A 13,240-nucleotide genomic window follows, 5' to 3' on the forward strand; every position below is an offset into this window, starting at 1 on the left:
TCCGCGACAGGCGCGAAGTCATTCAGGTCCGTTAGCGATTGCTTACTGACGTGCCACTGTTTGGTTGAAACCGATGTCAATCAGTTGATCAATCACTTGATCGACATTCACCCCGCGGCGAACCAGCTCTTCGGACACCAGAATCGGCGCGGCAGCTTTGGAGGCGATCACATCTTGAGCCGTCAGTTGCGGGTGACTCAGGTCGGTACGCGACAGTTGCAACTGTGCGACTTCTAGCGGCAACCCGGATTCGGAGGCGAGCAGTTTTGCCAGTTCCTCAGGGTGGTGGATGGCCCAATCGCGGGCTCTTTCGTAGGCGTTCAGCACGGTCTCGATAGTTTCAGGGTGTCCCTTGGCGTAGGCGTCGGTGACGCTGAGTACGCCATAACTGTTGAAATCGGTATTGCGATAAAGCAGGCGCGAGCCGGCCTGAACCTGACTTGCGGCCATGTGCGGATCAAGTCCGGCCCAGGCCTCGACATCACCTTTCTCCAGCGCCGTGCGACCGTCCGGGTGTTGCAGGTGTACCAGTTCCACGTCGTCTTTGGTCAAGCCGGCCTGTTGCAGGCTGCGTAGGGTGAACAGGTAGGGATCGGTGCCTTTGGTGGCCGCAATCTTCTTGCCTTTCAGGTCGGCCACGGTCTTGTAGGCCGAATCTTTGCGCACCACCAGCGCGGTCCACTCGGCACGGCTATACACGTAAACAGATTTGATCGGGCTGCCGTTCGCGCGGCTGAGTACCGCCGCCAGACTGGCGGAAGAGGCGAAGTCCACACCGCCACTGTTGAGGTATTCCAGCGACCTGTTGCTGCCTTGGCTCAGAACCCAACTGACTTTGGTGTGTGGCAGCGCTTTTTCCAGATAGCCAAAATTTTTTAACACCAAGCTCACGGGTGAGTAATAGGCGTAATCCAGATGCACTTCGGACGGCTGGGCTTCAATTGCCTGGGCCAGGGATTGCAGGCCAAAGACTAAGGCGCACGCGCTGAGCAGCGACTTGGCTGCGGGAAAGCGCAAGAATGGTTTCATAAGGGAAGCTCCGGGCAAGGCGATCAAAATCTTATTTCAAAATGATTAGTTTTTATGAATGCTTCCTGCATAAAAGGAATATTGCAGGCTCTGTGCCATGTGGCCGGAAGTCCGTGTTTATAGGGCTCCGCACGTATTTGCAGGGAATGCCTATGTTCGTTACTGCACAGTCTGCTGAATCACTGTTGCCGGGCCAACACCCCAAAAAGTGGGCTGCCGATCATTGCGCCACCTGCCAGCCAGCGCCTGTTGCGAGGACGAGCATCGCCATCCAACTCTGTGTAACCTTGTGCGCACTCGGCTCGCCCCTCCACGCGCGTCGATCAAGGGATAAATGGGCGAGGGTTTTTTGCCATTTACGAGATGACCGCTATGGTCTGGTTCAGGGCAAAACATGAAACAGTTGGTCAAGGTTCTATCGGTACTTGCTATCGCCGCCGGGATGTTGGGGTGTATCGCTTCTCCCATCGAAATGACACCGCAGACGCAGCAGCGCTTACAGACGCTGCCGCCCATTCGTTTTCTGCTGACCTTTGACGACGGTCCCAGCGCATCCAGCTTCTACAATCCTACCGACACCGTACTCGACAGCCTTGCGCGAAATGCACTGCAACCGGATATCAAAGCGGTGTTCTTCGTGCAGACTGGCGCGCCACGGGCCGGCGCCAGCGACATCGGTCGCCGTGTCATGCACCGTGAGCATGATGCAGGGCAGGTGCTGGGCTTTCATACCGCCACTCACTGGCACACCAATCATCGCTCCCTGAGCCCGGTAGAACTGGAGCAGTCCCTGAGCAAAGGCATCGCGGACATCGCCGCGATCACTGGCGCGTCACCGACGCTGGTGCGGCCGCCATTCTGGAACTATGACAAGCGTACCTTTGCGGCTTATCAGCAACATGGCCTGCACGTTTTGTTAACCGACTTGAGCGCGAATGACGGCAAGATTTGGGGGTTTAATGGCAGCCCTCGGCGACGCGCCAATATGCTGCGGCAGATGTCTGAAGTTCGTGAGCGTATCGCCGGAGGTGAACTGCCCACGGTGGAGGGAGTGATTCCGGTGGTGGTGACGTTTCACGATATCAATCGCTACACCGCCCGGCATACGCGTGAATACCTGAAAATTCTGCTCGACAGTGCGAGTACCACCGGTGTGACAGTCGCTACGAAGCCTTTCTATGACGATGAGGACCAATTATTGCGGGCCGCTATGGCGCGCACGGTCAGCGATACGTCAAAAGTGGTGCAATTGCCAGGGATATGGAATTGGTTTTGGGACGGCGACTCTCACTAAGGTGTGTTGCGCGCCGAGCAACTGTAAAAAATGAGACCTCGCTAACATTTGCAGGGTGGACTCATCAGTGCAGCGTGTGAACGCTCATCTATTCTGAAGGCATCAAAATCTGACAAACCTCCCACGAGGCGCTTGCCATGGTTTCAGTTCCAGAGCTTTGCCGCATTGTGGAGTCCGGTTTCTATCCGCTCTCCTGTGAATGCACCGTGAATTTCGACGGATCGTTGCGAATAAAGGTTTTCGAACCTGATACAGGACGTATTTATATGCTGTTGACCAACGTCTCGCCGGCTCAACTGACCCATGTTCGCGATATATCTAACCTGATCGGTGAACTTCGTACCGAAATGCGCGCCGGACGCAGGGCATTTGCCAGCGGCCTATAACCTCCGCTGGAACGCTTTTACAATTTTGAGCGTGGCTTCGCTGATCTTCAGGTTGTGCATCGCATCCATTGGGTGCCACATGCAGTCGACAATTTCATTTTGTGGTCGAGCGTCATCCAGGTTCAGCACGGACGCCTCGTAGACATGGTGCCGTGTGCTGCCTGCCTGCAGTTCTATCAGGTACAGCAGGCCATCGACGCACAGGCCGGTTTCTTCTTCAAGCTCACGCCTGGCGGCATTTGCCGTGGTTTCACCGTGCTCGACTTTGCCTCCGGGCAACGTCCAGCGGCACCTTGGCTTGCGCACCAGCAGCACGTGTCGGTCTTGTTCGCAAATAACGGTGGCGCGTACTTTCATGTGTTACCTGAGAGTGGCTTGTCATAAAAAAGTCATAAAAATGCAATATTCAGGCCTGAGCCCGAACGCTCATCATTCAGGGGTTTGAGTCACAGCGGTCAGGTTAAGTGCAACCCGATGCGACGCTCGGTAGCCACAGGAAGGATGCCGGCAAAGATGCGCTTGGGTGGGGTCCGTGGTGTGCCGACGTCAGCGCGTCTTCGTTCGACTGATGGCTCGCGCCTTGACCTCTTCGGCGTAATCCGCCAAACGTGACTCGTCGGCCGCAAACATCTCGCACAGACGCAGCGCTGCTTGCGCATCGACTTCGTTGCCGGCCTTGCGCAGTTGCTCTGCAAGACGCAAAAGCTCTACCGCCGACCAGCGCAAATCGGATGCAATACGCTGTAGTTCTCGCCGAAATTCGGCCTCTGCTTCGTTAAGCCACATGATGACCTCCAGAAAATCCTCCGCTATGAAAGATTAGTCCCGTTTGGCCGAAGACGGCGTCATGCTGGCGTCAGTTCCACTGCTTGCCGCAGACGCGTTACGTATCCTTTTGTCGGAAGCGTGGCGCGAATGAGCAGGGCTGATGTCGTAGTGACGTGGCGAACATTGGCTTTGGGGAGACAACTTCACATGACGACAACGGATGATTTTCGATTTCACGCACATGAATTGATCGTGGATCTCGACGCGGCTACCACGCACATGATGAAGCTGATTTCAGCGCATGAGATGTCGGGCGCAGAGTGGGATCAGGTCGTTCAATGGCAACATGATGCGCACGCGCGCTGGATGACCTATTTGAATACGCGGTCCTACCCAGACGCTGACAAATGCCCTGAACCGCGATGATATTTTTACTGCCCATGGATGTCTGAAGGGCGACGCGCTACATTTGCCGTTTTTCAGCATAAGGAAGCGTCATGCGGATGTTCACAGGGGGATTTGCGCTGGCGATGTTGGCGGGCTGCTCATTACCCGCCTCTCTGGTGCCTGGCGAGCCCAATGTCAGTAAATTCAGTGGCAAGGTGCCCAAGGAGTACGCTGCGTGTGTACTGCCGTTGTGGCAGAAGGAAATTTCTAAAACCACCCAGATGCCGATTTCCAATGGCTATCGGATTAAGGCGCCGAGCATTGTGACGGCGGACGAGATTCTGGACATCGTCAAATCGAAAGACGGCAGCCGAGTGTCCCTCTATCAAGGGCCGCCATGGGCAAAATCCGCGGCGATGAGGAAGGCGGTTCAGGACTGTTTGTAAGCGAGGCTACCGGCCAAGTCATTACGATTTTAAGGGGCTAGAACTATAAGTCTGCATAAAAAGTGTGGTTATTTAAGCACTTACGATGTTTTTTAACTGTATGGTGAGTTGAAATATCTTGTTGCAGCAATATTTTTTGGGTTAATATCGCTCCGCGTTCACCACCACGGTTTATGCATTTTTAAATCCCAGGCGTCCATCAGCTGCCTGGGATTTTTTTTGCCTGAAATTGGCGCCCAACGTGGTGCGTTGACCGCACCACGGTGACGTCAATCAGTTCATCTTCATCGCGCTGTGGTCAGGCATGTTCAGTGCGCGTGCCTGAGCTTCGACGTTGATCGACTCTTTTTCGCCTTTGGCGTTCTCCACGGTCAGCACCAATGGCACCTTATCGCCTTCTTTGACCTGAGTGATGAGGTCGATCAGCATCACGTGGTAGCCGTGGGGGTCCAGGGTAACGGCCTTGCCTGCAGGCAAGGCGACAGACTCTGCGGGTTGCATGCTCATCACGTCGTTTTTCAGGGTCGATTGGTGAATCTGCACAATTTTAGCCACGGGAGACTGGACGCTCAGTAGCTTGCTGTCGCTGCTCGCGGTGACGGTCATGAACGCCCCGGTGGCTTGTTGCCCCGGTACGGTGGCGCGAACCCAAGCGTCGTCCACTTGAGTCTGGGCGCAAACCTGGAACGCCAAGGTCAGCAGAGAGAAGCCGAAAGCGGCGTGTTTGATGCGCTGGGTGATCGCGGTTCTGTTGAGCGTCGAGTTCATTAGCAGACCTCCATGACGGTGAGCAAATCTTCCGCGCACTCTTGTGCGGAAAGTGAATGGGACAAGCCAAGGCGCAACGTTCCCCTGGAGTCATACACGTAGCTGGTCGCGGTATGGGACAAGGTGTACGTCGAACCGCTGGGGATTTTTTCGTAGAACACGCCGAACTCCTTAGCGGTGGCTGCGGTTTCCTCCAGTGTCCCGTAAAGCGCAACAAATGACGGGTCGAAGGTCTTGACGTAGGCGTCCAGTACGGCGGGCGTATCGCGTTCTGGGTCCAGCGTGATGAAGATGACCTGCAGGCGATCACCGTCCTTGCCCATCAGTTTTTTGATTTTTACCGCGCGCGCGAGCGTTGTAGGACAGATCGCCGGGCACTGGGTGAATCCGAAAAATACCATTGGCATCATGCCGCGATAGCTCGAAAGCAGTCTTACGTTGCCGTCAGTGTCTTTTAACTTGAAGGTCCGCCCCAGGATCTGATTACTCAGGTCCTTGCCGTATTTATAAGACAATTCGCCTCGGGTATCGCAGCCGCTCAGGATGCCAAGACCCAACACCCCCATACCTGCGATCACCTTGCGGCGACTTAACAAAACACTCATGCATTTCCGCCTTTGGGAGCCCGACCGTCCAGAAAACCGTGACGGGCTGGTCAACCTTAAAAATGGGCGCATGGTATCAAAGTGACGATGATCGATGCCTTCCACATGACGACAGGTCAGTCTGGCGTGGTTAACGCGTTATGGATTTTGCACCCGCCAGGACAGAGGTGAAAGTTTAACGATGGCCGTCCTGCCACAACACCTGCGACGTTTTGGCGCAGTCGATGCTGTTGTCCCGCTTGACCATGCCAGTTAGCGTGCCTGTGGCAGGCTGTCGCAGGGCGCTTGATACAACCTTGTCGGCAACCGCGTCCTGCTGTGTGAGTCGATCTTCAACCCTGGGTCCTTCGGTGTTAATGTCGCCGCCATGAAACTGACCCTCGCAGACCGCTCACTCGTTGCCTGGACGTTATATTTTTGCGTTCTGTTCAATGTGTTCGCCTGCGGTCTGGGACATGGGCAAATGACGGGACTGGACCTCAATGGTGTGGGGGGGCAGTTCTGCTCGTCACTGAGTGACAAAAGCTCGATAAAAAATGCCGATGTTCCCGACCAGTCCTTCAGCGATTGGGCCGGCAGCCTGACGTGCCCTCTCTGTTCTGCAGTGATCTTGAGCATTGCCTTGCTGTTTTGTCTGACATGGATGCTGCGGGCCAGACAAGCCGCGCGCCCTGGCCGCGAACGGCGCTGCAAGGCACCTCCCCGATACTCCTGGCCTGCGCTCAACCCTCGGGCGCCCCCTCTGGTTTGACACCTGCACGTGATCTGGCATCGCCGCCAACCGTGTGTGTTTCGCTACCTGCTGTTCACCGTTTTGCTGCTGCTGCGACGGCGAGCGTAGATCGTCGTATTGTCCTAACCAAGAGTGTGTTGCATGAACTCCCGTATTGCCCCAGGCCGTGGTGATTTTCTACTGCCGTTCCCTGATTACCCGAGTAACGCTCGCAGTTTTGTAAACCTGGATGCTCGTTTACTGCCTTATTGGCACACGTTGTTTGACGTGTGTCCGGGCTTGCTCAAACTCGATCCGCCAGATGGCCTGAATATCTTTCGCAGCTTTATGGTTTGGGCCTATCGCAATCATCCGCCCTTGAACTGGACTTACTACCTGAGCGTGTGTCGCTGGCTGCTGGGCTCCAGCTATCAGGCGGGTCTTCATGAGGAACACATTGAGTCCTTCATGACCGCTGCGGCGGCGCGCTGGATGCGCACTGACGACAGCCAGGCACGCGGGATGGTACTGACCTGGCAAGGCTCGCCGATGAAGGTGTTCGACTGGAAAGTAGCACCTCGTTCTGAGTCGGGCCTCGAGTTGGAGCAGGAGGATTTTCCACCTGCGCCCTGGGATTTTGCCTGGTGCCCGTTGACCGGGAAGGCCGGCGCCGGTTTTCGGCGCTGGCTTCCGATACCCGCGTAGGGCTGAGGCTAGATGTGCCTCACCGTCAACTGACTGATGATGCAGATCGAGCCGTCATCTGGTGCGGTGGTGTCGGTGTAATCGATCTGGTTGTAAATGCCGCCATGGAAATCGAATGCTTTCGTGCTCCAGGAGCTGCCGAGTTGCAGGGGCGCGGAGGAGGCTGAGGCTGCGTTGCAGCGGGCGCTGATCACGATGACGCCGGCAGCGGTGCTATGGATACCCACTTGGAACTTACTCCCTAGCGCAACGTTACCGAGCAGAAATTTTGGGGTGGGGTCTGCGCCGTTGTATTCCTTTCGAAAAGCGAAAGTCAGCGAGCCCTTTTCCCAGAACACTTTGATGGCGGGGTCTACATCGTCATGAACGTGCATCTGTGAAACCACGACTCTTTGCGCCGAGTTGACCTTGATCAACGTCATTTCCTGCTGGTTCCAGTGATCTGCCGCGCTGGTCAGCGTCCAATAGACCGACTCTTTCCATTCGCAGCGCGTTCTGTGCGTGCTTTTGCTTGATGCTCCTTTGGTGGGGGCGGTGAGTTGAATGGAGCCATCAGCCAGCCTGCTAATCACGGTAGGGCATTGCACGAGCGCTTGCGTACCGTTCAATTCGAGTGCGACGGGGTTTGTTGCCGAGGTGGGCAGTGGGGTGGCGATGTCGAATGAGCTGATGTCGACTGTCATGAATATCATCCGTGTCATGAAGTGGATTGAGAAGAAGGCTGCTTGCCGCCTCTATTTGTAGAAGGCTTTTCAGGCCTTGGCCAGGCGCTCGTGGTGTTGATGACGCGGAAAATTCTCGAAGGCTTCGATGTTGATCACCGCGACAGCCAGCAGGCTTGGCACCGCCAGCGTGTAGCGATGTTGTGGACTACATCACTGACCGACTCGCTATTGGGAAGCCATAGGGCGGCGAGCCTGCTGAATATTTCCCTTAGGGGGTCGCAGTTGCAGAAATCACGTGCAGTTGAAAAGTGACAGTCTTAGTTCTACTCACTGCGGAGGTTGAAGTGTTAAATGTGACACCGTTAAACCTTAAGATTCGCATTTGCAAAATGCGTAATAAATGAATTTAACTCAACGTTATGAGTGCGATGTTATGTGTATTTCGCTCGCCCTTTAGTATGCTTTGTCGCCTGAGCTTCAATCTTTCAAAATAGTGGTTAGTCAATGCAAGTACGCCTGGGTAGAAGACTTAAGGCGTGGCTAATTATTTTGTGTGGTGGGGTGATTGTCATTTGCAAGTACGGTTGAGGGTAACTAATGAAATATCAAGAGTTCGCTGACGATCCAGAAGACGAACAGTACAGCGCGTCCGAGCGAGCAGCGGCTGCCTCTCGTTGTACCTGGGTGAGTGTCGGGGTCAATCTTGCGCTGTCTTGCACTCAGATCGTGGTGGGTATTTTGTCAAAGTCCCAGGGCCTGATCGCTGATGGCATCCATTCGTTGTCGGACTTGATTGCCGATTTTGTCGTGTTGTTTGCAGGCCACAAAAGCAAAGAGGAGGCGGACGAAGGTCACCCGTATGGCCATTTGCGCTTTGAAACTGCGGCATCGATGGTGTTGGGGTTGCTGCTGCTCGTGGTAGGTATCGGAATGATTGGGTCTGCGGTGCTAAAACTTCAAGCACCGGAGTCTATTCCGACGGTGCATGGGATCGCTTTATGGGTAGCGGCCGGCGCCCTCGTCACGAAAGAGCTATTGTTTCGTTTTATGCTCGCCGTTGCGAAGAAAGTGAAGTCGAGTCTGTTGGTTGCCAATGCATGGCACGCACGGTCCGATGCGGCTTCATCGTTGGTGGTGGGTATCGGTATTATCGGAAATCTTGCGGGCTATCCGATTCTTGATCCGATTGCAGCGCTAGTTGTTGGTGGCATGATTTCCAAGATGGGGTGGTCATTCAGTTGGAATGCGTTACATGATTTGATGGACCGTGCCGCTGACGAAGAGGAAGTTGCAACGATTCGCAATACACTAATAGAAACGCCTGGCATCAAAGGAGTGCATGACGTGCGCACGCGTAAAATGGGCGACATGATTGTTGTCGATGCTCATATAGAAGTTGACGCTTCCATTAGTGTTGAGGAAGGGCACGCCATTGCCGTTGCAGCCCGGCAAAATGTAATGCAACGTCACCGTGTATTAAATCTGATGACGCACGTTGATCCGTGGCACAGGCCGGACCTCGATCATGTGAATCCAGTCACAGCCTCGGGGGACTGAACTGCTTAGGGGCTGGAACGGGCGCTTGGAGGCGCCCGTTTTGATTGCGGGCGTCGGCGCAGAGAGGTGCTTGGAGAAACAACGAAAGTTGAGCACATTTTCAGACGGCGGCATTCCAGCGTACTTTTGTGACGCCCACTTTTTCAGCCATTAGCTCAGCCATCTCTCGAGTCGTTCCCAGCGCGATATAGTTCTCTGGGCCCGATGCTGCATGCCTGGTCGCAAGGCGAATTGCGTCACTGTCGTCGAGTCTGGACGTGAGTGTGTAGAAGTGTTTGCCCACGCCATCTAGAAGGTAGTGGATAGCGAAAGGTATGGGGTTAGCCATCAGAGCCTCTTGGCCGAAGCCATACCCAAAAGGGTTGATCCTGGAAATCTGGAATTCAGAGAGGTCTGCGGGGTGGTGATGCCCAGAGAAATAGTGACGCCTGAACTGCGCAAAGCCAGCGCCTACTCGGCGCTCATAGTGTAGGACACGCACATTCTGTAAATCGTTCAACTGGGTGTTGGCCGCAACATCCAATCAATCCGCCGACTGGTCATCCGTCGCTTGCTGAGAGCTTTAGCGCTTGATTGGCAGGTATTCCACAAAGGTTTAGCGCAGCGGTGCGCAATCGGTCCTTCGTGACTGTGACCATCGACTGTTTCAGGAGGTGGACGGCAAGCGTGCATCGATGAACGAACTGACCTGACGGTTGGGGAGGCAAAGGCCACGCTGTATGGCTATTTCCCTTGCACGCACGAGTTGTTTGTAGAAGTGGTTCGCTCTATCGCCACCGTGCATTTGTCCGAAGCTGTTGCGCTGCGTTCAAGTCAGGCTGTATCAGCCGGCTTCGCAGCCTTTGGACACTAAGCAGATCAACGTATTGGTCGAGCAGGCGGTAGAAATGTTTTTGCTGGGGGCCGCTTTTCGTTAACCTTCGATGGTTGTTCTTCGGTAGATTTTTACCCGCCCGTTAAGCGGGTTTTGTAAACGGTGTCAGGGCGCTCGGCCTGACCCAGCATTGTGGCCCGCCTGAACTCATGCCAAAGGTGCCGGGCATTCGTGGTTAAAAGGAACAGCAGTTGAACGAACAAACTTTGTCCATGCGTTTGGAGCGCGTGGCGGCGTATATGCCAGCCGGGGCGCGCCTTGCCGATATTGGCTCGGATCACGGCTACTTGCCGGTGGTGTTAATGCGCCGTGGCACCCTCAGTGCAGCGGTGGTCGGCGAGGTGGCGTTGACGCCTTTGCGCTCCGCCGAACGCACCGTGCGTGAGAACGGCATGGATCAGCGGATCACCGTGCGCCTTGCCGATGGCCTCGCGGCGATCGAACCGGCGGATGGGATCACGGCGATCAGCATCTGCGGTATGGGCGGCGAGACCATTCGCGACATTCTCGACAGCGGGAAGGCGCGCCTGAGTGGCCAGGAACGCCTGATCCTTCAGCCTAACGGCGGCGAGCAGCCGCTGCGCCAATGGTTGATGGAAAATGGCTACCGCATCATTTTCGAGGAAGTGCTGCGGGAAAACCGCTTCGATTACGAAATCATTGTCGCCGAGCGCACCGGGCCGGTCATGTATAGCCCCCAAGAGTTGTACTTTGGCCCGCTTCAGGTGCAGGCACGCAGTCCAGCGTTCCTGCGCAAATGGCAGCGCTTGCTGCGCCTGAAACAGCAGACCCTGACCAACTTCGCCCTGGCGCGACAAGCCGTGCCTGACGAGAAAGTGCAAGACATCGCCCGGCAGACCCGCTGGATCACCGAACTGCTGACTTGATTCGGGCCTTGGGTTTTTAGGAAAAATCACGGTGCGATAATCAGGCGAAAAAAATCGAGGACTGGCTCGAGTCGTGCCCAATTGTACGGATTGTGATTTAGCCATCCGATTGGATTCATGCAGAGTCTGTTTTCAGCGGAGCATGATCGAAGCACAGGTACTTTCTGGACAAAACCTGTGGTGGTCTAATGAGGTGGGACACCCATTTTGGCGAGAGTGCTTGCCAGATCGAGGTGTCAGATGACCAAACAGCGCCGTGTATTTTCCGCTGAATTAAAACGCGAGGCGGTCGATCTCGTACTCAAGCAAAACTACGGCGGCATCGAAGGCAGCCGTTCACTCGGTGTCAAGGAACGGGTGTTCCGAAGTTTGCAAACTGAGTGGATGCCGGCCATGGGCTCAATGACGGCCCATGAGTCGCAGGGAGCATGAGTCATTATCTGATGCATCGCTACAACTGGATTCAGCCACGCCAATTCAATAACGGACGGCTACTCGCTCAGTCCTAGAAAACTTAACGTCGTGTCCGGGATCATTTGATCACTACAGCCCACCATGGCTTGGCAGACAAAAAAAAGGCTTAGGTTTTAGCCTAAGCCCTTAATTTTACTGAATCAGTGGCGGGGAACCAGGGATTCGAACCCTGGGAACGCTATTAACGTTCGCCGGTTTTCAAGACCGGTGCATTCAACCACTCTGCCAATTCCCCGGTTGCGTTGCGGGCGCCATAATACCTGAATGAAACACACTGTCAAACTCTCTGCATGGCTTGTTACAGAGCGTCTGTTATGATCTCGCGACTGAACGTTTCAAACTGGACTGGCCCCTATCAAACCGGACACCTGCACCCCGTTAAATTGATGCCGCTGCCAAACGCCTAAACTCCCGTGGTGAACGGTATTTCAGCGCGCTGTGCGGATGCTCCTCGTTGTAATGCTCAAAGGCAATCGTCAGGTTACGCAAGGCTGTTTCCCGGTCAGGTTTGGGCATGTGCGCGACGTAGTCGCGTTTCATCGTTTTGACGAAGCTCTCGGCCATGCCGTTGCTCTGCGGGCTACGCACCGGTGTGGTCACCGGTTGCAAACCGATCTGTCGGGCAAACTGGCGTGTCTGTTCAGCGATGTAGGCCGAGCCATTGTCGCTCAGCCATTGCACCGGGGTGGCAGGCGCCTCTTCACCGAAGCGTTTTTCCACCGCCTCCAGCATCAGATCACGGATATCGTCGCCGCTGTACCCGGTCGGGCTGGCCACCCAACCGATGGCTTCGCGGTCGCAGCAGTCCAGGGCAAAGGTCACGCTCAGCTTGGCGTTATCATCACAGCGAAACTCAAACCCGTCCGAGCACCACCGGGTATCGCTGGTGGCCACGGCAATTCGGCCTTCGTGACGGCGTGCCACACCCGGTTGTTTAATCCGTCGCTCCAGCAGCAACTGATGATCGCGCATGACGCGATAAACCCGCTTGACGTTGATCGGCGCCTGACTCTGCTTTTCACGCCGACGACGCAGCAACCCCCACACACGGCGGTACCCGTAGCTGGGCAGTTCACTCACTTCAGCCTGAATTTCTTCGACCAGTGCGGCATCGTCCAGCGCAGGGCGACGCCGCTCGACCTGAGCATTTGGGTTGAGTCGAACCGTCAATTGCGAGCGCGCTACACCGAGACTTTCACTGATCAGCTTCACTGGTCGTCCCCCGGCAACAAGGGTGAGTGCGCAATCCATTTTCGCGACCGAGCAATCTCCACAGCTTCCTGAAGGATCTCGACCTGCATGGTTTTCTTGCCAAGCATGCGCTGTAGCTCGCGGATCTGCTTGAGCGCATCGGCCAGCTCGGAAGCGGGCACCACGCTCTCCCCAGCACTGACAGCCGAGAGACTGCCGCTCTGATAGAGCTTGCGCCACTGAAACAACTGGTTGGCATTCACGCCATTCTGTCGAGCCACCACCGAGACGCTTTGCCCCGGTTGCAGGCTCTCGCGAACCATGGCCAGTTTTTGCTCCGGGCTCCAGCGGCGACGCCGCTCCTGACCCAAAAGCTCCCCACCCTTATCGTTTCTATTAGTCATATACACAGTCGTTTGCCTATCCCTTATGTTAAGGGGGAAACGGTGTCCTGTCTTTCAGGGGGCTCGTCCACAAACCAACAGGAGAGTC

General features: G+C 55.4%; 17 protein-coding genes, 1 tRNA gene and 1 pseudogene. 10 read left to right on the forward strand and 9 right to left on the reverse strand.

The genetic code is table 11. From position 1 onward, the window contains the following. Positions 1 to 42: 42 nt before the first annotated feature. A complete protein-coding gene (locus RHM68_RS11235) occupies positions 43 to 1,029 on the reverse strand; it encodes an aliphatic sulfonate ABC transporter substrate-binding protein (protein WP_322222931.1) in 987 nt (328 codons plus the stop codon). Between the two features lie 394 nt (positions 1,030 to 1,423). Here RHM68_RS11235 and RHM68_RS11240 point away from each other — a divergent pair, with 394 nt between their 5' ends. Both RHM68_RS11240 and RHM68_RS11245 read left to right on the forward strand, forming a co-directional pair. Beyond that, positions 1,424 to 2,323 carry a polysaccharide deacetylase family protein gene (locus tag RHM68_RS11240; RefSeq protein WP_322222933.1) on the forward strand — a complete coding sequence of 300 codons (900 nt, stop codon included), beginning with the start codon at positions 1,424 to 1,426 and terminating at the stop codon, positions 2,321 to 2,323. A gap of 137 nt (positions 2,324 to 2,460) precedes the next feature. Further along, the gene (locus RHM68_RS11245; RefSeq protein ID WP_322222935.1) at positions 2,461 to 2,709 is read left to right on the forward strand and encodes a DUF1652 domain-containing protein; all 249 of its coding nucleotides are present in this window, start codon (positions 2,461 to 2,463) and stop codon (positions 2,707 to 2,709) included. Here RHM68_RS11245 and RHM68_RS11250 read toward each other — a convergent pair. Both RHM68_RS11250 and RHM68_RS11255 read right to left on the reverse strand, forming a co-directional pair. Next, positions 2,704 to 3,066, reverse strand: coding sequence for an NUDIX hydrolase (locus tag RHM68_RS11250; protein WP_322222937.1), 363 nt, complete (start codon positions 3,064 to 3,066; stop codon positions 2,704 to 2,706). The genes RHM68_RS11245 and RHM68_RS11250 overlap by 6 nt on opposite strands. Positions 3,067 to 3,255: 189 nt before the next feature. Continuing rightward, positions 3,256 to 3,495, reverse strand: coding sequence for a hypothetical protein (locus RHM68_RS11255; RefSeq protein WP_322222939.1), 240 nt, complete (start codon positions 3,493 to 3,495; stop codon positions 3,256 to 3,258). 189 nt (positions 3,496 to 3,684) lie between these two features. Here RHM68_RS11255 and RHM68_RS11260 point away from each other — a divergent pair, with 189 nt between their 5' ends. Continuing rightward, positions 3,685 to 3,903, forward strand: coding sequence for a hypothetical protein (locus RHM68_RS11260; protein WP_322222941.1), 219 nt, complete (start codon positions 3,685 to 3,687; stop codon positions 3,901 to 3,903). Between the two features lie 71 nt (positions 3,904 to 3,974). Continuing rightward, positions 3,975 to 4,310, forward strand: a complete 336-nt coding sequence (locus RHM68_RS11265; RefSeq protein ID WP_322222943.1) for a hypothetical protein — start codon at positions 3,975 to 3,977, stop codon at positions 4,308 to 4,310. Between the two features lie 273 nt (positions 4,311 to 4,583). Here the strand turns inward: RHM68_RS11265 and RHM68_RS11270 are convergent, their stop codons facing one another. Together RHM68_RS11270 and RHM68_RS11275 are read right to left on the reverse strand one after the other, a co-directional pair. Beyond that, positions 4,584 to 5,078: a copper chaperone PCu(A)C gene (locus RHM68_RS11270; RefSeq protein ID WP_322222945.1), complete on the reverse strand. Its 495-nt coding sequence runs from the start codon at positions 5,076 to 5,078 to the stop codon at positions 4,584 to 4,586. Continuing rightward, positions 5,078 to 5,683 carry an SCO family protein gene (locus RHM68_RS11275; protein ID WP_322222947.1) on the reverse strand — a complete coding sequence of 202 codons (606 nt, stop codon included), beginning with the start codon at positions 5,681 to 5,683 and terminating at the stop codon, positions 5,078 to 5,080. Before RHM68_RS11275 ends, RHM68_RS11270 begins: the two co-directional genes overlap by 1 nt. A gap of 367 nt (positions 5,684 to 6,050) precedes the next feature. On the opposite strand from RHM68_RS11275, the gene RHM68_RS11280 reads away from it, so the two are divergent. Both RHM68_RS11280 and RHM68_RS11285 read left to right on the forward strand, forming a co-directional pair. Continuing rightward, positions 6,051 to 6,434, forward strand: a complete 384-nt coding sequence (locus RHM68_RS11280) for a DUF2946 domain-containing protein (protein ID WP_322222949.1) — start codon at positions 6,051 to 6,053, stop codon at positions 6,432 to 6,434. Positions 6,435 to 6,557: 123 nt separating this feature from the next. Next, a complete protein-coding gene (locus RHM68_RS11285; protein ID WP_322222951.1) occupies positions 6,558 to 7,100 on the forward strand; it encodes a putative natural product biosynthesis protein in 543 nt (180 codons plus the stop codon). Between the two features lie 8 nt (positions 7,101 to 7,108). Here RHM68_RS11285 and RHM68_RS11290 read toward each other — a convergent pair whose 3' ends face one another. Next, on the reverse strand, positions 7,109 to 7,783 hold the full coding sequence (locus RHM68_RS11290) for a polysaccharide lyase family 7 protein (RefSeq protein ID WP_322222953.1): 675 nt from the start codon (positions 7,781 to 7,783) through the stop codon (positions 7,109 to 7,111). A gap of 42 nt (positions 7,784 to 7,825) precedes the next feature. On the opposite strand from RHM68_RS11290, the gene RHM68_RS11295 reads away from it, so the two are divergent. Both RHM68_RS11295 and RHM68_RS11300 read left to right on the forward strand, forming a co-directional pair. Continuing rightward, positions 7,826 to 8,077, forward strand: a complete 252-nt coding sequence (locus RHM68_RS11295; protein WP_322223963.1) for a hypothetical protein — start codon at positions 7,826 to 7,828, stop codon at positions 8,075 to 8,077. A gap of 285 nt (positions 8,078 to 8,362) precedes the next feature. After that, a complete protein-coding gene (locus tag RHM68_RS11300; protein ID WP_322222955.1) occupies positions 8,363 to 9,322 on the forward strand; it encodes a cation diffusion facilitator family transporter in 960 nt (319 codons plus the stop codon). Between the two features lie 100 nt (positions 9,323 to 9,422). Here RHM68_RS11300 and RHM68_RS26680 read toward each other — a convergent pair whose 3' ends face one another. Then, on the reverse strand, positions 9,423 to 9,650 hold the full coding sequence (locus tag RHM68_RS26680; protein ID WP_369124958.1) for a DUF6555 family protein: 228 nt from the start codon (positions 9,648 to 9,650) through the stop codon (positions 9,423 to 9,425). Between the two features lie 737 nt (positions 9,651 to 10,387). Between RHM68_RS26680 and RHM68_RS11305 the strand changes: the two genes are divergently transcribed. Both RHM68_RS11305 and RHM68_RS26685 read left to right on the forward strand, forming a co-directional pair. Then, entirely contained in the window at positions 10,388 to 11,083 is a 696-nt protein-coding gene (locus RHM68_RS11305; protein ID WP_322222957.1) for a tRNA (adenine(22)-N(1))-methyltransferase, read from the forward strand. A gap of 240 nt (positions 11,084 to 11,323) precedes the next feature. After that, a pseudogene (locus RHM68_RS26685) lies at positions 11,324 to 11,623 on the forward strand (transposase). Positions 11,624 to 11,701: 78 nt separating this feature from the next. On the opposite strand, the gene RHM68_RS11315 reads toward RHM68_RS26685, so the two are convergent. Beyond that, positions 11,702 to 11,792 (reverse strand) — tRNA-Ser (locus RHM68_RS11315). Positions 11,793 to 11,935: 143 nt separating this feature from the next. After that, positions 11,936 to 13,152 (reverse strand): IS3 family transposase gene (locus RHM68_RS11320; protein WP_322216042.1). Its coding sequence is split into 2 segments (ribosomal slippage): positions 11,936 to 12,807 and positions 12,807 to 13,152, totalling 1,218 coding nucleotides; the frame shifts between segments, so codons are not numbered across the junction. Positions 13,153 to 13,240: the final 88 nt, after the last annotated feature.

Origin of the sequence: Pseudomonas sp. DC1.2 (genome assembly GCF_034351645.1) — a bacterium.
In the GTDB taxonomy this organism is placed as follows: Bacteria; Pseudomonadota; Gammaproteobacteria; order Pseudomonadales; family Pseudomonadaceae; genus Aquipseudomonas.